This window comes from Gordonia amicalis (assembly GCF_022059885.1).
In the GTDB taxonomy this organism is placed as follows: domain Bacteria; phylum Actinomycetota; class Actinomycetes; order Mycobacteriales; family Mycobacteriaceae; genus Gordonia; species Gordonia amicalis.
Window position 1 is genome coordinate 2,351,531 of record NZ_CP091855.1, and the last position, 22,323, is coordinate 2,373,853.

Here is a 22,323-nt window from a genome sequence, read left to right on the forward strand (position 1 = left end):
TGTCAAGACCTGTGGATCGGGGTGTTTCAGGCGACCACCGTTCCGGTGCGCTCGTCACCGTTTGAAGGCGGTTGCGGTGGGGTGATGTCGGTGGGCCGTTCGAGCAGTTTGCCTTTGTGGAAGACCGCGCCGGCACGGACCAGGGCGACCAGATGCGGGGCGTTGACGGCCCGCCAGCGGGCTTGTGCGGCGTCTATCAACTTGTAGGCCATGGCAATCCCGGCCGCGCGTGATCCAGGCCCCTTGGTGACCTTGGTCCGAAGTCGCACCGTGGCGAAAGTGCTTTCGATCGGGTTGGTCGTGCGCAGGTGAATCCAATGCTCGGCCGGGTACTTGTAGAACTCAAGCAGGGTGTCAAGGTCGTCGGTGATCTTGGCGACGGCCTTGGGGTATTTGGCGCCGAAGTCGACCTCGAATGCCTTGACCGCGACCTGTGCCTTGTCGATGTCCTCGGCGTTGTAGATATCCTTGATCGCCGCCAACGCCGACGGATGTGCCGACTTAGGCAGTGCGGCAAGGACATTGGCCTGCTTGTGAAACCAGCACCGCTGCTCACGGGTCGCTGGGAACACTTCGCGGACCGCCTTCCAGAACCCGAGGGCGCCATCGCCCACGGCCAGCACCGGGGCAGTCATCCCGCGGCGTTTGCAGTCGCGTAGCAGGTCGGTCCACGACTCGGTGGACTCCCGATACCCGTCGGTGATCGCCACCAGCTCCTTGCGGCCATCAGTACGCACGCCAATCATCACCAGCAGGCACAGTTTGGTCTGCTCCAGGCGCACCTTGAGGTGGATGCCGTCGACCCACAGGTAGACGTAGTCGGTACCGGACAGATCACGGCGCCCGAACGCCGCGGCTTCGTCCTGCCACTGCGCGGTCAGCCGGGTGATCGTCGAGGCCGACAACCCCGCACCCGAGCCGAGGAACTGCTCCAACGCCGCAGTGAAGTCGCCGCTGGACAGCCCATGCAGGTACAGCAGCGGCAACACCTCACTCATCTGCGGAGACTTACGTGCCCACGCCGGCAGGATCGCCGAGGAAAACCGCTGCCGCACACCGGTATCGGGGTCCACGCGGCGGTCGTTGACCCGCGGCGCCTTCACCTTGACCGCGCCGGCCGCGGTCAGCACCTCACGCGGCTGGTGGTAGCCGTTGCGGACCACCAACCGATGGCCGTCCTCATCGAGCTGGTCGGCGAACTGGGCCACGTAGGCGGCGACCTCGGCTTTGAGTGCTGCAGCCAGCATCTGCCGGGCGCCGTCGCGGACGATCTCGTCCAATAACGACCGACCGGCACCGCCGGTGCTTTCAGTGGCCTCGGTGGCATCGTGAACTACGGTGAGCATGGGCGTACCTTCCCGAACCAGCGCGCCAACGCCGGATCATGATCGGACCTTCGGATATTCAGATCATCCTCGGGAAGGTGCGCCCACTTTCAACGCCCCCTCACCGAGGGTCATCCACAGGTTCTGATCATTGCTCCACTTCCCCACGCACCACTGATATGGGTGAGAGAGTCGGCGATACCGGTGTTGGCCAGCGCGAGCCAGTCCTATCACCCCTCGGAACTCTTGGAGATCCTCAACTCGGCGAGGCGTGACGAGGTGGGCTTTGTGCTCTTCGAGACATCGGTGGGGAGTCATCGCATCGATGACACCATTAGCGGGCCGTCGGCGCGGGAAGTGTCGATCGATGGGCTCTATTGGTACCCCGCAAACGTGACGATCAGAGAGTCGCCCGACGAGACGCACGATGGCGTGGCTTTCCATGTCCTCAGCAGGCATAGAGGGCTACGCCGCGCGCATGCTTCGGAGTCGTACCGCCCGTTGATCGTTGTCGCGGAGGCAGCCATCTTTCTGCTGACGCCGATAGGCGTTCGCGCCAGTGGCGATTCGCGGCCGGTCCGGTTGCTGGCTGCACTCGTTGACGAGGTTGGACTAGGTGGGTCTCCGTCTCTACGGGTCGAATTGCTCGATCGGAAGACTGCGATCGTCTCAGCAGCGTGACCCAAGGGCCGGCGACTATTGCGCCGGTTCGAGATTCGCGAAGTGCTTGAGGGTGTCGGCCTCGATCGTCTTGTAGACGGTGGACGACGCCGGGCCGGAGAACGCGGTGACGGCCTTGGACTTGGTCGGCAGCTCGAGAGCGAAGGTCCACCGCAGGCGACAGCCGACGTCGGCGGGGTCGATCTGAGTGGCCTCACCGAAGCGGCGGATACCCGGGACGTTGGCGCTCTTGACCCGGAATGCATTGTGGTACCGGCCTGCTTCGGCGTCCTCGGTCCAGTGGAAGAAGTCTTCCTGGAGCGTCACGTAGCCCGGGCCGAGGACCGCCTTGCGGGTCGCGCCGGCGCCATAGGGAGGTGGCGAGGTGAACTGGATCGACTTGATCGCCCGACACCAGTCGAGAGTGTTCTGGCGGGTGAACTCTGCCCACGCCCGCTGTGGCGTGACCGGCAGCCGGACGTCGATCACGTGGCGCACCGGTGCATCGTCGAAGAAGTCGAGGTCGAAGGTCTCCAGTGCATAGGAACGTGACATGGGCCCATTGAAGCACCGGCGGGTTGGTCTCACAGGTGGTTCGGCGTACCGCCGGGCGTGGTGTGTTCCGCGGAACGCTCGCGAGTCTGTGACCTGCGGAATTGTCGGTGGCCGCCGGTAGCTTGTTCGTATAAGTGTTCGAACTGGCTGGGGGGTCGGGATGTCCGTTACCGCGTTACGCGCCGAGGGTGTGTCGTCGATGTTCGACGGTGCGGATCCGGCGTCGTTGTCTGATGAGGTGCTCGAGGTTCGGGTGTTGGGTTATGCCGCGCAGATCACGGCGTTGACCGCGGAGTTCTTGTCGCTGGTGGCGGAGTTGGATGAGCGGGAGTCGTGGCGGGGTCCGGGGATTCATTCGTTGGCGCAGTGGTTGTCGTGGAAGGCGGGGATTTCGCAGCGGACGGCGCATGAGCAGGTGCGGGTGGCCAAATCATTGCGGGAGTTGCCGCTGATCCGTGAGGCGTTCGGTGCGGGGCGGTTGACGTATTCGAAGGTGCGGGCGTTGACGCGGGTGGCGACTCCGTTGCGGGAGCAGGAGTTGGTGAATCTGGCGTTGTCGTGCACGGCGTCGCAGGTGGAGAAGGCGGTGCGGGCGATGCGTCAGATCGATCGCGGGCACAACGAGAAGGGGGAGCTCGTGGCGCCGGTGGAGTCGTGGGGTCGGTGGAAGTGGAATGTCGATGGGTCGTTGTCGGTGTCGTTGACGTTGTCGCCGTTGGATGGTGCGCGGTTCCTGGCGGGTGCGGTGCGGGCGGAGTATGAGCGGGCTCGCACGGCCGACGATGGGGATCTTCCCGCGCGGGAGAGTGTTTCCGCGGAACACTCCGGGCGAGTTGGAGACCGAGTCCGGTGAGCGGGATTCGGAGGTGAAGCCGGCGAATCGTCGGGATCTGTGGCGGCAGGTGCCGTCGAATGTGGCGCCGGCGGTGGTGGCGATGGCCGACATGGTGCATGACGGGATCGCGATGCCGGACCTGGCGCCCGGGGCGGAGATTCTGATTCACGCGGGGGATGGGGTGGAGCATGCGCATCTGGATGACGGTCCGGCGTTGTCGGAGGCAGAGTTGGAGGAGGCTCGGTGTGGGGCGGTGACGCGGGAGGTGTTGTCTGCCAGGGTTCCTGGTGATCCGGGGAAGTTGGCGTTGTTGGGGTTGGGGCGCAAGCGGCGAACTCCGAACAAGGCGCTGGTCAGGGCGTTGTTCCTGCGGGATCGGTGCTGTCAGACGCCGGGGTGTGAGCGGACGCGGCATTTGCATGCGCATCATGTGGTGTTCTGGTCGGCGGGTGGGGAGACCGAGTTGGACAACCTGATCTTGTTGTGTGGTTCCTGTCATCGGGCGTTGCATCGGGGCGAGTTCGCGATCCGCGGCCATGGACAGCAGCGGTTCACGTTCCACATGCCGGGTGGTTCGGTGATCGAGGTGAGTCCAGCGACATGTGCGCCCGGGCTGTGGCAGCCAGACTCGAAGATCGCTGTGGATGCGACTGTGCCTATCGGTGGCGGGAAACTCGACCTCGGGTACGCGACCGAGGTGATCTACGCCGTGTGGGAGTGGCGAGAACGCCAGACTGCAGCGAGTGCCGTCACCGCGGCTGCGTGACATGCGAGCGAGGATTCGTCCGATCGGATGACACTGTGCGGCAACGTTTTTGTCGTACCCCCGTGACACCTTGCTCTCAGACGCGGCTCAGCTTCCCAGAGCTGCACCTGAAAGAAGGAAGAACGATGATCGACTCCCAGAAGAAGTGGCCGTGGGCGGCAGGTGTCCTCGCCGCGTTCGTGATGATGATCGGTGTCGTGGCCGGTTTCGGGACCACCGCCTCTCCGCACGCGGCGCCGAGCGCGCAGACTCCCGTGATCGAACTCGTGTCGGAGGTGTCGAACGCGGTCGCCAAGGCGAGGGACTACCTCGCGTACACCAGTTTCTCGAAGTCGGGATTGATCGACCAACTGGAGTACGAGGGTTTCTCGTCTTCGGACTCGTCGGCCGCGGTCAATCAGCTCGAAGCCGATGGCGGGGTGAACTGGTATGACCAGGCGGCAAAGAAGGCCCGTGAGTACCGCGAGTATTCCCCGTTCTCGCGACAGGGCCTTATCGAACAGTTGGAGTTCGAGGGATTCACCAGCGAGCAGGCCGTTTACGGGGCCGATCACAGCTAGGATCTGCCAGATCTGCCAGACCCGTTGTAGGAGGCTCAGGGTCAGTTCGTGATCGTCACCTTGACGGTGAAGAACACGAGCAAGGAGCCGAAGGGCTTCTCGCCCAGCGATCAGAAGCTCTTCGACGACCAGGGACGTAGCTTCGAGCCGAACGCCACCGCGCAGATTGCACTGGGCGGCAGTGACATTCCCGTTTGGGACAACATCAATCCCGGCAACACCGTCGACGTCAAGGTCGTCTACGACATGCCCGCGGATGCCAAGCCGGCAACCATCGAGCTCCACGATTCGATGTTCTCCGGCGGCGTGAAGGTGAACCTCGGCTGACCCGATTCGTCCCTACGTCGTATAAACGAAATCGGTGGCACCATTGCGCATCTGATGCGCATTGGTGCCACCGATTCGTGATTTCGGCGTGGCTCGGTCAGCTGTGGTACGGCTCCGCGCTGACGAGGGTCACCTTGATTGTCGCGCCGCTGGGCACGGAGTACTCACGCGTCTCGCCGACCTTGGCGTCGATCAGTGCGGAGCCCAGGGGCGAGCTGGGGGAGTAGGTCTCGAGCTTGCCGCCCGACGCGCCCTCTTCGCGGGTCGCGATCAGGAAGGTCTCGGAGTCCTTCTCGTCGCCGTCGTAGTAGACGGTCACGACGGAGCCGGGCAGGGCGACGCCGGACTGGGTCGGCGCCTCGCCGACCTTGGCGTTGTTCAGCAGCTCCTGGAGCTGGCGGATGCGCGCCTCCTGCTGGCCCTGCTCCTCGCGGGCAGCGTGGTAGCCACCGTTCTCCTTGAGGTCGCCCTCTTCACGTCGCTCATTGATCTCGGCAGCAATGACCGGACGATTGGCGATCAATGAGTCGAGCTCGCTCTTGAGGCGATCGTGCGACTCTTGGGTCAACCAGGTCACCTGGGTGTCGGTCATCGGTCACTCCTTCGTGTTGCCCGCGCCGCGTTGCGACTTTTTTCACCGCGCGACATTTGGACGCTAAAAATGCAGCAACACGACCCCTCGCGGAGCCGTGTATCCGACCATCTTACCAGCCGACGAGACCTATGGCACATCCGTTGTGCGGGCGGTTGCCGCGTCGAGTGCTTCCTGATAGGTGGGCTCGGCTCGTTTCAGCCATCCGACAACGAAATACGTCACCGGCATGATGACGATCTCGACCATTGTCTTCCAGACAAACCCGACAACGGTGTAGTTGACGAAGTCCCCCCACGTGGAGATACCCAGTGCAGATGCGGCGATCGAACAGAAGACGAGGGTGTCCGCGAATTCGCCGACGACGGTCGATCCCAAAAGGCGCGCCCACAAATGTCGCTCACCGGCGCGCTCTTTCATTTTGACCAACACGAATGAATTCAGGAACTCGCCCACCACATATCCGGCAAGTCCGGCAAGTAGGAATTGTGGAACGACGCCGGCGACGGTTTCGAAAGCCTCTTGGCCTTCGTAGAAATCGGCGGCGGGGAGCTGAATCGTCAGCCAGAAACACAACGACGCGAGAACGAGGACGGCGAAACCGGCCAGGATCGTGCGGCGCATCGCGCGGAACCCGTACACCTCACTGATCACGTCGCCCAGGACGTAGGCGAGCGGGAACAGGAAGAACGCGCCGTCGGTGACGAGGCCCTGCATGTGGATGGGGCCGAGGTCGACGTCGAGCCAGTCGTCGAACAGCACGACACCCTTCGTGCCGGTGACGTTGCTGATCAGCATCACGCCGACGAACAGCCCGACGAGCAGCGGGAAGTAGCGGCTACCGATTGCGGCGAACGCCGCGCGGGGTGCCGGTGTCTCGCCTGGTCTGGCCTGCCGGGTGCTCACGACTCGGGCTGCAGGTAGGCGGGCACGTTGACGGTGCAACCGAAGACCTCACCGATCACCGGGGGTTTGGAGGTGGTGACCTCGGTGCGGACACCGATCCGCTCGGCGGAGTCGGCCGGGATCAGGATCTCGCGGCGCCCGGTCTCGCTGCCGTCCTTCGATCGTCCACGCACCACACAGGCGGCGGGCTTGCTCGGGTCGGAGCGGTCGACGGTGAACTGCACGGCGACGGTGTTGCTGTCGAGGATCTCGTAGCCGGTGGCCTCGCCGGACACGTCGGCGGTGCCGAACTTGCTGTACCCGATCGCCGCCAGCGTGACGCCGGCCACCACGACGAGTATCGACAGCGCGACGAACCAGCGCCGACGGGTCTGAGCGGTCGCGGAATGCTCCGGGTAGGTCGCGCGCGGGCCGCTGCGAGGGCGCTCTGCGGCGCCCCCATCCGAACTGTTCACGCGTCAATACCTACCATGGGACGAGTAGCGATCCGAAGGTGAGGAACTGTGACCGAAACCCACGCCGACGACCCGCAGCCGGGTGTGTTCCGTCTGATGGCGGTCCACGCGCACCCCGACGATGAGTCGAGCAAGGGTGCGGCCACGTCCGCCAAATATGCGGCCGAGGGCAATGAGGTGCTCGTCGTCACCCTGACCGGTGGCGAGCGGGGCGACATCCTGAATCCGGCGATGGACCGTCCCGGCATCAAAGAGCGGATGTCCGAGGTCCGCCGCGAGGAGATGGCCAAAGCCGCCGAGGCACTCGGCGTGAAGCAGACCTGGCTGGGTTTCGTCGACTCGGGGCTGCCCGAGGGCGACCCGCTGCCGCCGCTGCCGGAGGGCTCGTTCGCGACCGTACCGCTCGAGGAGGCCACGGAGGCACTCGTCCGCGTCGTCCGGGAGTTCCGTCCGCATGTGATGATCACCTACGACGAGCACGGTGGATATCCGCACCCCGATCACATCCGCTGCCACGAGGTGTCGCTGGCGGCCTACGACCAGGCCGGGGAACCCGACGCGTTCCCCGGAACCGGTGAACCGTGGACGGTGTCGAAGATCTACTACACGCACGGGTTCATCCGCGATCGCATGGTCCTTTTCTCCGACGAGTTCGCGCGTCACGGCCAGGAGAGTCCGTTCGCCGAGTGGCTCAGCAAGTGGGATCCCAGTCGCGGTGACCTGATGGGCCGGGTGACCACCCAGGTGGAATGCGCCAAGTACTTCCCACAGCGTGACGATGCGCTGCGGGCCCATGCGACGCAGATCGACCCCAACGGCATGTTCTTCGCCGTACCGCTGGAGTGGCAGCAGCGACTGTGGCCGACCGAAGAGTTCGAGCTGGCCAAGACGCGCGTGAAGACGGCCCTGCCCGAAACCGATCTGTTCGCCGGAATCGAGGCGTGATGAACATCGACATCGTGAACAACGTGGACTTCGTGAACACCGTGATGGTCGTCGCGGCGGAGGAGCCGCAGGGACCGGAATTCGGCAAGTCGTCCCCTCTGGGACTGCTCGTCATCCTGGTGTTGCTGGTCGGGACCGCGTTCCTGATCTGGTCGATGGGCCGTCAGCTCAAGAAGCTGCCCGAGTCCTTCGACACCGAGCACCCGGAAGCGGATCAGGCGTTCGACGAGGGCACCGATCCGTCCGGTCCGATCGCCGCTGCCTCGGCCCCCGTCGACGCTGCACCCGATGGCGCCGTATCCGATGGCGCAACACCCGACGACGCCGCAGCCGGCGACCAGGACGCGACGAGCACGACCGGGACCGATGAGCGACGACCGGCGGACACCTGACGGGTCGTCGAACATGCTGGGCTCGGCGACGAGCCCATATCTCCGGCAGCACGCCGACAACCCGGTGCACTGGCAGGAGTGGTCCGACGCCGCGCTGAGCCGGGCACGCGACCGCGATGTGCCGGTCCTGTTGTCGGTCGGCTACGCGGCCTGCCACTGGTGTCATGTGATGGCACACGAGTCCTTCGAGGACGAGACCACCGCGGCCCAGATGAACCGTGACTTCGTCTGTATCAAGGTCGACCGGGAGGAACGTCCCGACATCGACGCCATCTACATGGCTGCCACCGTCGCGATGACCGGGCAGGGAGGCTGGCCGATGACCTGCTTCCTCACCCCCGATGGCGACCCGTTCTACACCGGCACCTACTACCCGCCCCGTCCGCGCGGGCAGATGCCGTCGTTCCGGCAGGTGTTGACCGCGGTCACCGAGGCGTGGACCCAGCGACGCGCCGACCTCGACGACACCGCCGCGAAGGTGCGCGAACACATTGTGGTGAACACCTCACCGCTACCCGCGGGAACCGTTCCGGTCGACGACCGGCTGCTGGCACACGGTGTCCGCACGGTGCTGGACGAGGAGGACCGTGAGCACGGCGGTTTCGGCGGCGCACCCAAATTCCCGCCCTCGGCTCTTCTCGACGCGCTGATCCGGCACACCGAACGCACCGGCGACACCGCCGCGATCGAGGCCGCCGGCCGGACCATGCACGCGATGGGTCGCGGCGGCATCTACGACCAACTCGGCGGGGGCTTCGCCCGCTACTCGGTCGACGCCGGCTGGGTCGTGCCCCATTTCGAGAAGATGCTCTACGACAACGCACAGCTCTTACGTGCCTACGCGCACCTCGCGCGACGGACCGGAGATGCGCTCGCGCACCGCGTCGTCGAGGAAACGGTGACGTTCCTCCGACGGGATCTCCGGGTGCCGGGCGGGTTCGCCTCGTCGCTCGACGCCGATGCCGGCGGGGTGGAGGGCTCCACGTACGTGTGGACTCCGGACGAACTCGCCGAGGTGCTCGGGCCGGAGGCGGGACGTCGGGCCGCCGAGCTGTTCGTCGTGACCGAACAGGGCACTTTCGAACACGGGCGTTCGACGCTGCAGCTCCCGGCGGATCCGGAGGACCGCGACCGCCTCGGCACCGTGCGCGCCGCGCTGTTCGACGCCCGGGCGAGACGTGTCCAGCCCACCCGCGACGACAAGGTCGTCACCGCGTGGAACGCGATGACGATCACCGCGCTCGCCGAGGCGGGCGCCGGGCTGGGCGAGACCGGTTTCGTCGACGACGCGGTCCGCTGCGCCGATGAGTTGTTGCGCGGCCACCTGGTCGGTGGTCGGCTTCGGCGTTCGTCGCTCGGCGGTGCCGTGGGGGCCGACGGCGGACTCGACGACCATGCGGCCTTGAGTACGGCTCTTCTGACACTGTTCCAGGTCACCGGCGAGACCCGTTGGCTCGGAGCAGGATTGGGGTTGCTCGACACCGCGATCGAACTCTTCGCCGACCCGGAGGCGCCCGGCGCCTGGTTCGACGCCACGGGCGAAGGACTCATCGCCCGTCCTCGCGACCCGATCGACGGCGCCACTCCGTCGGGTGCGTCGCTGATGGCCGAGGCGCTGCTGACCGCGTCGATGCTCGCCGACCCGGAGAGGGCGGTCGGCTATGCAGAACTGTTGGAACACAGTCTGTCCCGTGCCTCGGTGATCGTCGCCAAGCTTCCGCGATCGGCGGGGCACTGGCTGTCGGTGATGTCGGCGCGGGTCGCCGGCCCCTTGCAGATCGCCGTCGCGCAGGGCCCGGCGTCGGATCAGGCGCTGACCCGAGCGTCCTGGGCGCATGTCCCCGGCGGCGCGGTCGTCGTCGCCGGTGAACCGGATTCGCATCCGCTGCTGGTCGCCCGCGGACCGGTCGGCGGACGCGACGCGGCCTACGTGTGCCGGGGAACGGTGTGCGGGCTTCCGGTCACGGATGAGGAATCACTCGCCGCGCAGCTGAGGTGATGCAGGTGTCGGATACCGCGTGACGGGTACTCGTGGCCATGCGCATCTCCACCCTGACCGGGACCTCACTCGCCACCGCCGCGGCCGGTGCCATCGGCAGCATCGTGACCAGGCCGGCGGTCGAGACCTGGTATCCGCGGCTGAAGAAACCTTCCTTCGTCCCGCCCGCCTGGGTGTTCCCGGTGGCCTGGACCGCCCTCTACACCGACATCGCGGTCACCTCGGCGGTCGCGATCGACGGCTTGGACGAATCCGCGGCAGGTGCGACGACGGGCGACGCGAAGAACGACACGAAACAGGCGTACCTCGCCGCGCTCGGCGCCAACCTCGCGCTCAACGGGGCGTGGAGCTGGATCTACTTCGGTAAGGGGGCGCTGGGCACTGCGTCGGTGGCCGCGGCAGTCCTCACGGTCAGCAGCGCGGACCTCGCCAGACGCACCGGTGCAGTGAATGCGCCGGCCGGGGCCGCGCTCGCTGCCTACCCGGCCTGGTGTGCGTTCGCCACGGTGCTGTCCACGTCGACGTGGTGGCTCAACCGCGACCGCGAGCTCGTGTCACGCTGACCCGGCCGCCCTCATCCGTTCAGCACTTCAGCACTTCAGCCGTGCAGCACTTCCGCGAATCGATCGACCGCCCAATCGATCTCCGGCACCGTGATGACGAGCGGAGGGGCGAGGCGCAGCGTCGAACCGTGGGTGTCCTTGGCCAGGACGCCATGCTCGGCGAGGCGTAGGCAGAAGTCCTTGCCGGTGCCGAGTGCTGGATCGAGGTCGATCCCCGCCCAGAGTCCGAGACCGCGGGTCGCGATAACACCGTGGCCGACGAATTCACCGAGACGCGTGTGCAGGTGGTTGCCGAGGTCGGTGGCGCGTCGCTGCCAGGTGCCCTCGGCGAGCATGTCGACGACGGTGTGACCGATCGCCGCGGCGAGTGGGTTCCCGCCGAACGTCGAGCCGTGCTGTCCGGGGTGCAGGACCCCGAGGATGTCGCTGTTCGCGACGACCGCGCTCACCGGCACGATCCCGCCGCCCAGCGCCTTGCCCAGCAGGTAGACATCGGGTTCGACGCCCCAGTGTTCGAGGGCGAAGGTCCGTCCCGTGCGGCCGAGGCCGGACTGGATCTCGTCGGCGATCAACAGCACGTCGGCGGCGGTGCAGAGAGCGCGTACTCGCGGCAGATAGTCGTCGGGCGGCACGATGATCCCGGCCTCACCCTGGATGGGCTCGACCAGGACACCGACGGTCGTCTCGTCGATCGCAGCGGCGAGTGACTCCACGTCGCCGTAGGGGACGCGTACGAAACCCGGTGTGTACGGACCGAATCCGTTGCGCGCGTCGGGGTCGTCGCTGAAGGAGATGATCGTCGTGGTGCGGCCGTGGAAGTTGCCGCCGGCGACGATGATCGTGGCGCGGCCGTCGGGCACGCCCTTGACGTCGTATCCCCATTTGCGGGCGACCTTGATCGCCGATTCGACGGCTTCGGCGCCGGTGTTCATGGGCAGCACCATCTCCTTGCCGCACAACTCGGCAAGTGCGGCGCAGAACGGTTCGAGCCGGTCCGAGCGGAACGCGCGGCTGGTGAGGGTGACCCGTTCGATCTGCTCGAGTGCCGCGGCGACGATCCGCGGATGCCGGTGTCCGAAGTTGACCGCCGAATAGGCGCCGAGACAGTCGAGGTGACGCTTGCCGTGGACATCGGTGATCCATCCGCCTTCGGCGCTGGCCGCGGTCACCGGGATCGGCGAGTAGTTGTGTGCCACATGCGGTTCCACATCGTGGTCGGGAGGTTTCACGTCGTGGGGCATCAGCGTCATGAATCGAGGGTATCGTCGGACTCCGGTGCAAACAATCGCCGTGAATTGCGTATGGGCGCAACAAATCGCCGCGAATTCCCGGAAAGGGGACCTCTGTTGCGACACCTCGACGATCTCGATGAGAAGGTGCTTGCCTGCCTCACCCGCGACGCGCGGGCGACCTATGCCCAGATCGGCGACGAGGTCGGACTCTCGGCGCCCGCGGTCAAGCGGCGCGTCGACAGGCTCCTCGACGACGGGGTGATCCGGGGGTTCACCGCGATCGTCGATCCACACGCCATGCAATGGACCACGGAGGCCTATGTGCAGGTGTATTGCCGCGGCAACATCTCACCCGACGAGCTCAAGGCGTCGTGGGAACCGATCCCCGAGGTCGTCAGCGCGGCGACGATCTCGGGTCAGGCCGACGCCATCCTTCGGGTTCGCGCCCGCGATGTGCGCCACCTCGAGCAGGCACTCGAGCGCATCCGGGCCGCCGGTCCGGTGGACAGATCCGAATCGATCATCGTGCTCAGTGAACTGATCGACCGGGGTCACCCCTGACACCCATGGCCATCCGTAGGAGAGCCCTGTGCTAGTGTTGTCGCCGTGATCAGCACCGTGCGCGCCTATTGGCGCTTTATCGAGGCTCCGGGTGGGGCCACGATGAAGCGCTGACCAAGCGCGCGCACGTAACACCCGGAGCCCGAGCAGCGACCATACGGTCGCTGCTCTTGTCGTTTTGAGCGGGGCTCCACCACTGAGAAGGCGTGCCCCGGTTTGACCACCGACAGGGCATGACCTCGAAAGGCACACATCGTGACCACACTCCCGGATCTCTCGACGCGTACGGCCGAGCAAACCGAATCGACCTCCGATCGTCGGATCAAGTCCTTCCGTCCGATCCCGTCGCCGGACACCGTCCGCAGCGAGCTGCCGCTGACCGCGCGTCGTGCGCTCGCGGTTGCGCGGGACCGCGAGGAGATCGCCGACATCCTCGCCGGCCGCGACGAGCGCCTGCTCGTCATCGTCGGACCGTGCTCGGTCCATGATCCGATCGCCGCGATCGACTACGCCCGCCGTCTGGCACCGCTGGCCGAGGCCTACGCCGATCGCCTGAAGATCGTCATGCGGGTCTACTTCGAGAAGCCGCGGACCACGGTCGGCTGGAAGGGTCTCATCAACGACCCCGGCATGGACAACACCTTCGACGTGGAACGCGGCTTGCGGACCGCTCGATCACTGCTGCTCGACATCATCGACCTCGGACTGCCCGTCGGCTGCGAGTTCCTCGAGCCGACGAGCCCGCAGTACATCGCCGACGCCGTCGCCTGGGGTGCCATCGGCGCCCGCACCACCGAATCCCAGGTGCACCGCCAGCTCGCCTCGGGCCTGTCGATGCCGATCGGCTTCAAGAACGGCACCGACGGCAACGTCCAGGTCGCCATCGACGGGGTGAATGCCGCTGCGGCCGAACATGTCTTCTTCGGAGTGGACGACTTCGGCAACGGCGCGGTCGTCGAGACCGCCGGCAACGAGGACTGCCACATCATCCTTCGGGGCGGTACCCGCGGACCCAATTTCGACGCCGAGTCGATCGCGTCGGCCGCCGCGGCCCTCGAGAAGGCGGGCCTCCCGGCGCGGGTGATGATCGACTGCTCGCACGCCAACTCCGGTAAGGATCACATCCGCCAGGCGGAGGTCGCCACCGAGATCGCGGCGACCCTGCGTGCGGCCCGGGAGGCCGGCGAGGCCTCGAACATCAGCGGCGTGATGCTGGAGAGCTTCCTCGAGCCCGGCGCCCAGTCGACGGACGCGACCCCGCTGGTGTACGGCAAGTCGGTCACCGACAAGTGCATGGGCTGGGAGGCCAGCGCCACCGTCCTCGACGTGCTCGCTCGCGCCTGACGGTCAGACGACGTCGACCTCGGCGGTCGCGTCGGGAATGGTGACGACGGCGCGGCGCCGCAGCGAGCCGCGTGGTGATCGCACCGACGGTGCCACGCGGAACTCGGCCTCCCACCGGTCGTGCTGTATGCGGTTGAGCAGGTAGCCGCGCTGGGAGTTGCCGAACCGCACATGCGGCGAGGCGGCCTTCAGCCGGCGGTCGCTGCCGTCGCTGTCCTCGCCGTCGCCGCCGGACGTGATCGACGTCGTGGCGAGTTCGACTCCGCGGGTGGGGGAGGCGTCGACATAGTCGGTCCGTAGGTCGGCGACGACGCTCCGGTGGATGTCGCCGGCAAGGGACACCAGGTTTCGTACGCCGCGGTGTGCCGCCCCGTCGAGGATGCGACGTCGCGATGACTCGTAGCCGCTCCACCCGTCCATGCTGACCGCCCGGGATTCGCCGCGGGCCAGGTCGGCCATCGGGACCTGCTGGGCGAGGACATCCCATCGAACGCGACTCGACGCCAGGCCGTCGAGGAGCCAGCGTTCCTGCCGCGGACCGAGGATCGTCCGCGACGGGTCCGCGGTTCGGGCGTTCTGCGGGCAGTCGTTGTCCCCGTTCACCTGATCGCTGCGGTGGCTGCGGGTGTCGAGGAGGTTGATCTCCGCGAGGTCGCCGAAGGTGAGGCGCCGGTGCGCGCGGATGAAGGTGCCGTCAGGTCGTGCGGTGGTCCGCACCGGGGTGTTCTCCCACCACGCCCGCAGCGCTCCGGCGCGGCGGACGGCGAATTCCGAGAGGGATGTCTTGTCCTCGGGAATCGTTGCGGCCCAGTTGTTGTCGACCTCATGATCGTCGAAGGAGATCACGAACGGCGACACCGCATGAGCCTGCTGCAGGTCGGGGTCGGTCTTGTAGAGGGCGTACCGTTCCCGATAGTCGTCGAGACCGACGGCCTCGCGTGCCGCCGACACCGGTCGCGCCACACCGCGGCGGGCGTCACCCGGGATCGGCTTCTCGTAGATGTAGTCACCCAGGTGCAGCACCAGATCCGGTGCGTGCGCGGCCATGTCGGCGAAGGCGTGGTAGTAACCGTCCGCCCAGTTCTGACACGACGCCACCGCGATGGACAAGGCGCCGACGCGGGCGTGGGGAGCCGGGGCGGTGCGGGTCCGCCCGACCGGGGAGATCTCGCCGAGGGCACGAAAACGGTAGAAGTAATCGGCCGCGGGGGCGAGGCCACGCACGTCGATGTGGATGCTGTGACTCCACTCCGCGGTGGCGTGGGCGGCCCCGCGTCGGACGACTCGTGTCATCGACTCGTCCGCGGCGATCTCCCACTCGACGCGCACCGGACGTGAACCCATCCCGCCCAGTCGGGCGAACGGATTGCGCACCAGCCTCGTCCACAGCACGACGCCGTCCGGCAGGGGATCGCCGGAGGCGACTCCGAGGGAGAACACGCCGGCTGAATGCGCCGGGGAGGTCGCAGCAGGAGGAGCTCCGCCCAGCAGTCCCGGGGTGAAGGCCAGTCCCGTCACGAGTCCGGCCCAGGAGAGGAACCGGCGTCGGGGGGTGCCTGCCCGAAGGGTGAGGTCGGGGTCGCAGTGGAGTGTGGCCGGCGGTGTACCGGCCGGGGTTCCCGGCATGGCCTCAGCCGACCAGGATCACCTGACGTGGACGCCACCGAGAGGCGGCGGCAACGTGATGTTCGCGTGAAGAGAAGGCGAGGTGAAGAAGGCGAGGGTGGGACTGAGTCTACAGTCCTTCGATGGATGACGGTTGGCCCTACCGCAACGTACTGATTCGGCATGCAATCAAGAGGTCAGTCATCTCGAATTCCCCTGTTTTCGGAGGTAGCCATGAGTATTCGATCAGCCCGCCGTCCCAACCCGTCGTGGCCGGCGTTGCCGGATTGGTCCGATCTGATGTCCCGATTCGAGTCCATGCCTCCATGGGGCTCCGGGGCAGGACGTCTGATCCGCGTCGAGGAACACCTCGATGAGGGCAAGTACACCCTGCGTGCCGAACTGCCCGGTATGGACCCGGACAAGAACTTCGACATCAGCGTCCGTGACGGGCGATTGACGATCAAGGCGGAACGCGAGGAGCGCAGCGAAGAAGGCACCCGGACGGAATTCCACTACGGGAGTTTCTATCGCTCCGTGCCGCTGCCCGAAGGTGCGAAGGAGGACGACATCGACGCGACCTATACCGACGGCATCCTCACCGTGACGATGCCGGTGGGCGAAGCGCCGTCTCCCGAGAAGCGGATCGAGATCAAGAGGAGCCCCGCCGAGGGCGGCGAGGGCAACTGACGGTGTAACGCCGATGACGGTGTAAAGCAGTTATTCACAATGAGTTTGGAGACATCTGATGACCACTGCACGCGACATCATGCATACCGGTGCGACCTGTATCGGTGAACACGACACCCTCGGCTCCGCAGCCAAGCTCATGCTTGAGCTCGATGTCGGGGCACTGCCGATCTGCGGCGACGACGATCGCCTCCAGGGCATCATCACTGATCGCGACATCGTCGTGAAATGTATTGCTGCCGAACGTGACCCGTCGACGATGACGGCGGGTGACCTGGCACAGGGCCGTACCTACCATGTCGATGCCGGCGCGGACGTCGAGCAGGTGATGCACATGATGGAGGAACACCAGATCCGTCGTGTCCCCGTACTCGAGGAACATCGTCTCGTGGGCATGATCAGCGAAGCCGATATCGCACGTCACCTACCGGAGAACGCGGTCGGGTCGTTTGTCGAAGCCATCTGCGCACCGACTGGGCGGCCCTCTTCCTGAACCGGCTGTCCGGTGTCGTCGTCGAAACCCGGGGAGGTGAGGAAGGATGCTCGATCAGATGATGCATATCTGTCACCACCTGATGATGTGGATGCACGGCATGGGGATGATGCCGCCGATGGACATGCACATGTGACCTGCTGAGCCGACTCCGCCGAGTGCACCCGCCCACACGATGCCCAGCACCCCCGGAGACGGGCGATCGGCCGCGTCCGGAGGTAGCTGGGCACTGTGTTCACAGAACCTGCGGTACCGTGAGTTGCTCGCCTGTAGGGATGTCTGCCCTGCGGCGTGGCCACCTCGAGATCACGGCATCGACGAGTACGAACACGGTCAGGCTGAGCCCGAGGAGGGGCAGGAACCAACCGATGGCGACCGCGATGACGATGACTGCCGTCGCGGATGGCGACGGCAGCCGAAGTAACGCGCCACGGACCGGCGGACGGCCGACCGCGAGACGTCCCGACCGCCGTGGACGGCGTTGCCACCACATCTGGTAGCCGCGGATGATCAAGGCCAGCAAGGCGATCGACAACAGCAGAAGCACCAGCTGGTTGATCCAGCCGAACAGGATGCCCATGTGCAGGGCGATGCCCCAGTTCGTCAGCTGCGCCGCCAATGGCCAGTCGCCGAACCGGGATTCGTCCACGATGTGCGCGGTCGCGCCGTCGACGGCGACACTGTCCGGGGTGAACTGCCACGGCTGACGCGTCTCGGTCACCGTGAACGCGGTGCCGGCGTCGGACGGCAGGGTCACCTCGACGGCGTCGTCGACACCCGCGGCCCGCGCCGCATCGAGAACGCGGTCGAGTTCGTCGATCATCGACGAGGCGTCCGGTTGTGGTTCGGCACCATGGTCGGCGTGGTGATCACCATGATCACCCACTGCGGTGACGACCGTGGGCGTCGTCCAGCTCAGCGCCGTCCGGAGTTCGGCCACGTTGTCGCCGGCGTACTTCGACCAGGTGAGCCCGGTGGCGGACAAGAACACCAATCCGACGACGAGCCACACTCCGATCACCCCATGGCGGTTGCGGGTCCGGTTCCGTCCGGTCGCCTGGGCGTCGAACGTCGCAAAGTGTTCCGCGGAACGGCGACGTCTCGCCTGTGAGATCCACAGTGCCAGACCGCCAAGAGCGACCACCCACAGCCAGGAGGCAGCGAGCTCGCTGTAGATCCGGCCGGGCTCACCGAGATGCAGGTTGCGATGCAGGCCGCTCAACCAGGCGCGCAACGGTAGGGCGGCAGCACTGCCGTAGGAGACGAGCTGCCCTGTCGACTCCAGGGTGACCGGGTCGATGAAGACGGCCTGCCGTTCGGATTCGCCGAGCGTCGGGTCGTCGAACAGCACGCGGGTGGTGTCGCCGGGGGAGGCCGCCGGCCGCACCGCGGAGAGCGTCAGGTCGGGACGGAGCCGAACCGCGGCGCCGACCTGTTCGGCGACCGGTCGGGCGTCACCGGAGCTGGATGTGTGCAACTGGTCGCGGTAGACGACCTGTTCGAGGGACGGGGCGATCGCGTACAGGCCACCGGTGATCGCGACGACGACGAGGAGGGGTGCGACGAACAAACCGGCGTAGAAGTGCAGTCGCCGTAAGAGCGGTTGCCAGCCCGAGGGACGGGCCGGTGGTGAGCCGGCTGTCTCGGGAGTGTCGGGTGGATCGGACATGACCGGAGAAGAAGAGTGGGGCACGGGCCCGCCTTTCGATGATGACGGCGCGCGGCAGCCACGACGATGATCGGTCAGTCGGTGACCGCCGGGTATACGCGCCGACCGGCCCGCTGGATCAGCGGGTCGGTGAGAGATGGATGGTCAGCCGGCCATCAGCGGCGGGCCCCGGGTGTCCAGGGCGGCAACGGCGCGGAGACTCCGGCGCGCGTCGGAGACGGCGAAGAGACGATCGAGCCTCGGCGCCTCGACGGTCGGCGGGTCGAGAACCTGCCGGAGAGCGGCGACGATCGCGGTCAGGACGGCGGGGATCGCGGTCTCTCCGACGCGGATCGCGACAGCGCCCACGACCGTGACGCCGAGGTGCACGGCGGCCATCGTCGGTGTCACGGCGCCGACGCCATGGTGTCCGTGAGCGGTTGCATCGTCGAGCGTGGTCAACGAGAGGTGGGCGACCAGCTGGCCGAAGGCGAGACACGCCGAGGTCGTGAACCAACCCGCCGGGCGACGGAGTGTCGTGCCGACGGTCTCGCCGAGTACTACGCATGCGGCGACCATCACCAGCAGCGACGAGGTGCCGGGCACTGCGCCGCCGGCCATCCCGTGTGCGGCGATGCCCGTGCTCGCGGACAGCGCGCCGACTGCGCATCCGCGCAATCTGTTCACGGTCTGCTGGGCCGGGTTCACCGCCGGATCATAGCCGGAGGTTCTTATCCCGCGACGACCAGCCAGGCAGCGGCGTAGTGCAGTATCGCGGCAACCGCGGTGCAGAGGTGGAAGACCTCGTGGTGGCCGAACGTGCGCGGCCACGGGTCGGGCCAGCGGGCGGCGTACAGCACGCCGCCGAGACTGTAGAGCACTCCGCCGAGTGCCAGCAGGATCATGACGAGGTAGCCCGTCTGGGCGACGAGTGCGGGAGCGACCACGACGATCACCCAGCCGAGCAGGATGTAGAGCGTGACGCCCAGCCAGCGGGGAGCGCCCGGCCACAGGATCTTCAGCAGCGATCCGCCGAGCGCGCCCGTCCACACGATGCCGAGCACCCACCAGCTGACCGGGGACGGTAGTCCGAGGGCACAGAACGGTGTGTAGGTGCCGGCGATGAACAGAAAGATCATCGCGTGATCGGCGCGCTTCATCCGGATGCGCGCCCGCGCCGTCTTCCACGGGATTCGGTGGTAGGTGGCACTGACGGTGAAGAGCCCGACCACGGTGACGGCGTACACCGCGCATGTCAGCGCGGCGACGGCACCGTCGAGGATTGCGGCCCCGATGACCAGCGCGAGGCCGGCGACCGCTGCCACATACGAGGAGTAGTGGTGGATCACGCCGCGAAGACGGGGGCGATCGTTCACGTCCAGGGGTGGGCTCGGCAGTGTGTTCACAAAACCTACGGTACCGTAAGTTACTCGTGTGTAGGGATGGTTGTGGACGTCGGCGGGGTCATCCTGCTCGCACCCCGACGCGTAAGGTGTCCCACGTGACACGAGGCCGCGAAGGATGAAGCTGCTGCCGGATCGGGTGCGCCGACCAGTTCTCACCATCTACGAACGTCGACTCATCCAACTCCTCGACACCCAACGCCTACCGCGGCATGTCGCGATCATCTGCGACGGCAACCGGCGCTGGGCGCGCGAGGCCGGATTCGAGGACGTCAGCCACGGACATCGGGTGGGTGCCCAGCGGATCGCCGACATGCTCGGCTGGTGTGCGGGTCTGGGCATCGAGGCCGTCACCATCTATCTGCTCTCCACCGAGAACCTGAACCGGTCGTCGGACGAACTCGACGCACTGCTGGAGATCGTGCCCGACATCGTCGACGAGATCTCCTCGCCGGACGGGGACTGGTGCATCCGCATCGTCGGCACGCTCGACGCCCTGCCGGACGCCGTCGGCCGGCGACTGCGGGCGGCAGCCGAGCGCACCTCCGAACGGAACGGCATGAACGTGAACGTCGCCGTCGGGTACGGCGGCCGGCAGGAGATCGTCGACGCGGTGCGAGCGCTGCTCGACGAGCAGCGTGCCGCCGGGGCGACGCCGGAGGAGATGATCGAGGCGGTCACCGTCGAGGCGATCGACGCGAACCTCTACACCAAGGGACAGCCCGATCCCGACCTGGTGATCCGGACCTCCGGAGAACAGCGACTGTCGGGATTCCTGTTGTGGCAGAGCGCATATTCGGAGATCTGGTTCACCGACGCATACTGGCCCGAGTTCCGCCGCGTCGATTTCCTCCGTGCGCTACGGGACTACTCGGCGCGCAGCAGGCGATACGGCAAGTAGGTCGCGCAGCGCCTGAAGGTCGGTCGTGAAGGTCGACGCCGCGGGGGTTCCGAATCCGACGACCAGACCGCCGTTGGGCAGCGGGTCGGCGTCGGGATGGCGGAACAACGACAGTCCGACGACACCGATCCCGCGTCCGAATGCCTGGTGGACCAGGGTGTGCTCGTCCGCGTGGCCGACGGGGACGACCGCGTGCAGTCCGGCCGCGATCCCGGGTACCTCGAATCCGCTCGCGCTGACCGCGTCGACGAGTGCGTCGCGGCGCTGTCGATAGAACTGCCGGCTCCGGCGGATGTGTCGGTCGTAGGCGCCGGAGTCGATCAGGTCCGCGAGGATCAGCTGATCGACGATGCTCGCATCCGGTTCACGCAGTCCTTTGGCGCCCAGCACGATGTCCACCAGCCTCGGTGGCAGGGCGAGCCAGCCGGCGCGGACGGCAGGGGAGAGGCTCTTGCTCATCGACCCCGCATGGATGACGACATCCGGACCGAGCGCCTGCAGTGCGCCGACGGGGTCACGGTCATAACGGAACTCGCCGTCGTAGTCGTCCTCGACGATGATCGCACCGGTGCGACGCGCCCACTCGATGACCTGCATGCGTCGTGCCGGGGACAGGGCGACCCCGGTCGGGAACTGATGGCTCGGGGACAGCAGGACCGCCGAGGCGTCGCTGCGCTCGAGTTCGTCGATCACCATGCCCTCGTCGTCGACGGGGATCGGGATCACCCGGGTGCCGCCGCGCTCGACCGCCTGCCAGTGGAAGGGCAGGCCGTGGCTCTCGACCGCGAGTGAGTCTCCGAAAACGTTGCGCGACAGCAACTCCAGTGCGGACTGTACCGCGGTGCCGAGCACGATCCGGTCGGCGCTCGTACGAACACCGCGGGTGCGGCTCAGGTATCCGCTCAGGGCGCGGCGGAGTTCCGGTCGGCCCTGCGGGTGTGACGGAGCGAAGGCCTCGTCGCCGACATCGGTGAGTACCCGACGGGTGGCGCGGATCCAGTCGGTCCGCGGGAACATGCTCGCGCACGGTTGACCGAGCGAGAAGTCGTGCGGGAATCGGAAAGTGGGGGGCGTCGCGGGTTCCTCGCCGACGATCTGGGTGTCGGTGGGGTTCACGGCGGTGTCGGGGTGTGCCGCGCCGTCGGCCACTCGCGTGGACGAGCCCTGGCGAGTGGTCAGCCAGCCCTCGGCGATCAGCTCCTGATACACGGTCGACACCGTGCCGCGGGCCAGTCCGAGGTCGGCAGCAAGTGAACGATAGGGCGGCAGTGCGGTGCCGGCGGGCAGGCGTCCGTCGAGAATGGCCGAGCGCAACGCCTCCGTGAGTGTTCGACGCAGCGTCGCACCCCGGCCGCGGGCACTCGCCTCGGGGTCCGGCTGCAGGTCGAGAAACAGGTCGGCGCCGAGCCGCGCGGCGACCTCCGCCCAGGGATCGGGAGGGGTAACGCTCGAATTGACTCCGGTTTCTTCCATCGGATTGGACCACTTTCTTGTGCTAATCCCGAACTAGCGTAAGTCCTGAACAGGTGAACAGACACAGAGGCCGACGATGTCGGCGAGGAGGGC

General features: G+C 66.7%; 22 protein-coding genes and 2 pseudogenes. 13 read left to right on the forward strand and 11 right to left on the reverse strand.

Annotation, left to right across the window (positions count from 1 at the left end; translation table 11 throughout):
* Positions 1 to 26 precede the first annotated feature (26 nt).
* On the reverse strand, positions 27 to 1,346 hold the full coding sequence (locus IHQ52_RS10875) for an IS256 family transposase (protein ID WP_238064246.1): 1,320 nt from the start codon (positions 1,344 to 1,346) through the stop codon (positions 27 to 29).
* 162 nt (positions 1,347 to 1,508) lie between these two features.
* Here IHQ52_RS10875 and IHQ52_RS10880 point away from each other — a divergent pair, with 162 nt between their 5' ends.
* A complete protein-coding gene (locus tag IHQ52_RS10880) occupies positions 1,509 to 2,006 on the forward strand; it encodes a hypothetical protein (protein WP_152528535.1) in 498 nt (165 codons plus the stop codon).
* Positions 2,007 to 2,021: 15 nt separating this feature from the next.
* Here IHQ52_RS10880 and IHQ52_RS10885 read toward each other — a convergent pair whose 3' ends face one another.
* Positions 2,022 to 2,540 (reverse strand): SRPBCC family protein, encoded by a 519-nt coding sequence (locus IHQ52_RS10885; RefSeq protein ID WP_006434382.1) that lies wholly within the window; start codon positions 2,538 to 2,540, stop codon positions 2,022 to 2,024.
* Positions 2,541 to 2,739: 199 nt separating this feature from the next.
* Between IHQ52_RS10885 and IHQ52_RS10890 the strand changes: the two are divergent.
* The 3 genes and pseudogenes from IHQ52_RS10890 to IHQ52_RS10900 form a co-directional block, all read left to right on the forward strand.
* Positions 2,740 to 4,141 (forward strand): annotated as a pseudogene (locus IHQ52_RS10890) (HNH endonuclease).
* Positions 4,142 to 4,266: 125 nt separating this feature from the next.
* On the forward strand, positions 4,267 to 4,701 hold the full coding sequence (locus IHQ52_RS10895; protein WP_006434385.1) for an Ltp family lipoprotein: 435 nt from the start codon (positions 4,267 to 4,269) through the stop codon (positions 4,699 to 4,701).
* Positions 4,702 to 4,731: 30 nt separating this feature from the next.
* A pseudogene (locus IHQ52_RS10900) lies at positions 4,732 to 5,028 on the forward strand (DUF4352 domain-containing protein); the annotation flags it as partial.
* Positions 5,029 to 5,125: 97 nt separating this feature from the next.
* On the opposite strand, the gene greA reads toward IHQ52_RS10900, so the two are convergent.
* The 3 genes from greA to IHQ52_RS10915 form a co-directional block, all read right to left on the reverse strand.
* Complete coding sequence (gene greA / locus IHQ52_RS10905) at positions 5,126 to 5,620, reverse strand: transcription elongation factor GreA (protein ID WP_006434387.1); 495 nt, start codon at positions 5,618 to 5,620, stop codon at positions 5,126 to 5,128.
* A 129-nt stretch (positions 5,621 to 5,749) separates the two neighbouring features.
* Positions 5,750 to 6,526 (reverse strand): queuosine precursor transporter, encoded by a 777-nt coding sequence (locus IHQ52_RS10910; protein WP_006434388.1) that lies wholly within the window; start codon positions 6,524 to 6,526, stop codon positions 5,750 to 5,752.
* Entirely contained in the window at positions 6,523 to 6,981 is a 459-nt protein-coding gene (locus IHQ52_RS10915; RefSeq protein WP_006434389.1) for a DUF4307 domain-containing protein, read from the reverse strand. Before IHQ52_RS10915 ends, IHQ52_RS10910 begins: the two co-directional genes overlap by 4 nt.
* A 48-nt stretch (positions 6,982 to 7,029) precedes the next feature.
* Between IHQ52_RS10915 and mca the strand changes: the two genes are divergently transcribed.
* From mca to IHQ52_RS10935, 4 genes are read left to right on the forward strand one after another with little or no spacing between them, the layout of a single operon-like run.
* Positions 7,030 to 7,926, forward strand: a complete 897-nt coding sequence (gene mca, locus IHQ52_RS10920) for a mycothiol conjugate amidase Mca (protein ID WP_006434390.1) — start codon at positions 7,030 to 7,032, stop codon at positions 7,924 to 7,926.
* A complete protein-coding gene (locus IHQ52_RS10925) occupies positions 7,926 to 8,318 on the forward strand; it encodes a hypothetical protein (RefSeq protein ID WP_035760218.1) in 393 nt (130 codons plus the stop codon). The genes mca and IHQ52_RS10925 overlap by 1 nt, the downstream gene beginning before the upstream one ends.
* A complete protein-coding gene (locus IHQ52_RS10930; RefSeq protein WP_374978494.1) occupies positions 8,293 to 10,317 on the forward strand; it encodes a thioredoxin domain-containing protein in 2,025 nt (674 codons plus the stop codon). The genes IHQ52_RS10925 and IHQ52_RS10930 overlap by 26 nt, the downstream gene beginning before the upstream one ends.
* Before the next feature lie 38 nt (positions 10,318 to 10,355).
* The gene (locus IHQ52_RS10935; RefSeq protein WP_024497556.1) at positions 10,356 to 10,880 is read left to right on the forward strand and encodes a TspO/MBR family protein; all 525 of its coding nucleotides are present in this window, start codon (positions 10,356 to 10,358) and stop codon (positions 10,878 to 10,880) included.
* A 35-nt stretch (positions 10,881 to 10,915) separates the two neighbouring features.
* Here the strand turns inward: IHQ52_RS10935 and rocD are convergent, their stop codons facing one another.
* Complete coding sequence (gene rocD / locus IHQ52_RS10940; protein WP_024497557.1) at positions 10,916 to 12,130, reverse strand: ornithine--oxo-acid transaminase; 1,215 nt, start codon at positions 12,128 to 12,130, stop codon at positions 10,916 to 10,918.
* A gap of 96 nt (positions 12,131 to 12,226) precedes the next feature.
* Between rocD and IHQ52_RS10945 the strand changes: the two genes are divergently transcribed.
* On the forward strand, positions 12,227 to 12,673 hold the full coding sequence (locus tag IHQ52_RS10945; protein WP_006434395.1) for an Lrp/AsnC family transcriptional regulator: 447 nt from the start codon (positions 12,227 to 12,229) through the stop codon (positions 12,671 to 12,673).
* A gap of 255 nt (positions 12,674 to 12,928) precedes the next feature.
* Positions 12,929 to 14,017, forward strand: coding sequence for a 3-deoxy-7-phosphoheptulonate synthase (locus IHQ52_RS10950; protein ID WP_006434396.1), 1,089 nt, complete (start codon positions 12,929 to 12,931; stop codon positions 14,015 to 14,017).
* Between the two features lie 3 nt (positions 14,018 to 14,020).
* On the opposite strand, the gene IHQ52_RS10955 is transcribed toward IHQ52_RS10950, so the two are convergent.
* A complete protein-coding gene (locus IHQ52_RS10955; RefSeq protein ID WP_024497558.1) occupies positions 14,021 to 15,643 on the reverse strand; it encodes an alkaline phosphatase D family protein in 1,623 nt (540 codons plus the stop codon).
* A 213-nt stretch (positions 15,644 to 15,856) separates the two neighbouring features.
* Between IHQ52_RS10955 and IHQ52_RS10960 the strand changes: the two genes are divergently transcribed.
* The gene (locus IHQ52_RS10960) at positions 15,857 to 16,312 is read left to right on the forward strand and encodes an Hsp20/alpha crystallin family protein (protein ID WP_006434398.1); all 456 of its coding nucleotides are present in this window, start codon (positions 15,857 to 15,859) and stop codon (positions 16,310 to 16,312) included.
* Positions 16,313 to 16,370: 58 nt separating this feature from the next.
* Positions 16,371 to 16,805: a CBS domain-containing protein gene (locus IHQ52_RS10965; protein ID WP_006434399.1), complete on the forward strand. Its 435-nt coding sequence runs from the start codon at positions 16,371 to 16,373 to the stop codon at positions 16,803 to 16,805.
* A 235-nt stretch (positions 16,806 to 17,040) separates the two neighbouring features.
* On the opposite strand, the gene IHQ52_RS10970 is transcribed toward IHQ52_RS10965, so the two are convergent.
* The 3 genes from IHQ52_RS10970 to trhA form a co-directional block, all read right to left on the reverse strand.
* The gene (locus tag IHQ52_RS10970) at positions 17,041 to 18,474 is read right to left on the reverse strand and encodes a PepSY-associated TM helix domain-containing protein (protein ID WP_220455778.1); all 1,434 of its coding nucleotides are present in this window, start codon (positions 18,472 to 18,474) and stop codon (positions 17,041 to 17,043) included.
* Positions 18,475 to 18,618: 144 nt separating this feature from the next.
* The gene (locus IHQ52_RS10975) at positions 18,619 to 19,161 is read right to left on the reverse strand and encodes a hypothetical protein (RefSeq protein ID WP_024497560.1); all 543 of its coding nucleotides are present in this window, start codon (positions 19,159 to 19,161) and stop codon (positions 18,619 to 18,621) included.
* A gap of 23 nt (positions 19,162 to 19,184) precedes the next feature.
* Positions 19,185 to 19,859 carry a PAQR family membrane homeostasis protein TrhA gene (trhA, locus tag IHQ52_RS10980; RefSeq protein WP_024497561.1) on the reverse strand — a complete coding sequence of 225 codons (675 nt, stop codon included), beginning with the start codon at positions 19,857 to 19,859 and terminating at the stop codon, positions 19,185 to 19,187.
* Between the two features lie 115 nt (positions 19,860 to 19,974).
* Here trhA and IHQ52_RS10985 point away from each other — a divergent pair, with 115 nt between their 5' ends.
* Complete coding sequence (locus tag IHQ52_RS10985; RefSeq protein ID WP_024497562.1) at positions 19,975 to 20,757, forward strand: isoprenyl transferase; 783 nt, start codon at positions 19,975 to 19,977, stop codon at positions 20,755 to 20,757.
* Here the strand turns inward: IHQ52_RS10985 and pdxR are convergent.
* Complete coding sequence (gene pdxR, locus IHQ52_RS10990) at positions 20,716 to 22,230, reverse strand: MocR-like pyridoxine biosynthesis transcription factor PdxR (RefSeq protein ID WP_096273709.1); 1,515 nt, start codon at positions 22,228 to 22,230, stop codon at positions 20,716 to 20,718. The two genes, IHQ52_RS10985 and pdxR, sit on opposite strands and share 42 nt — an antisense overlap.
* Positions 22,231 to 22,323 lie beyond the last annotated feature (93 nt).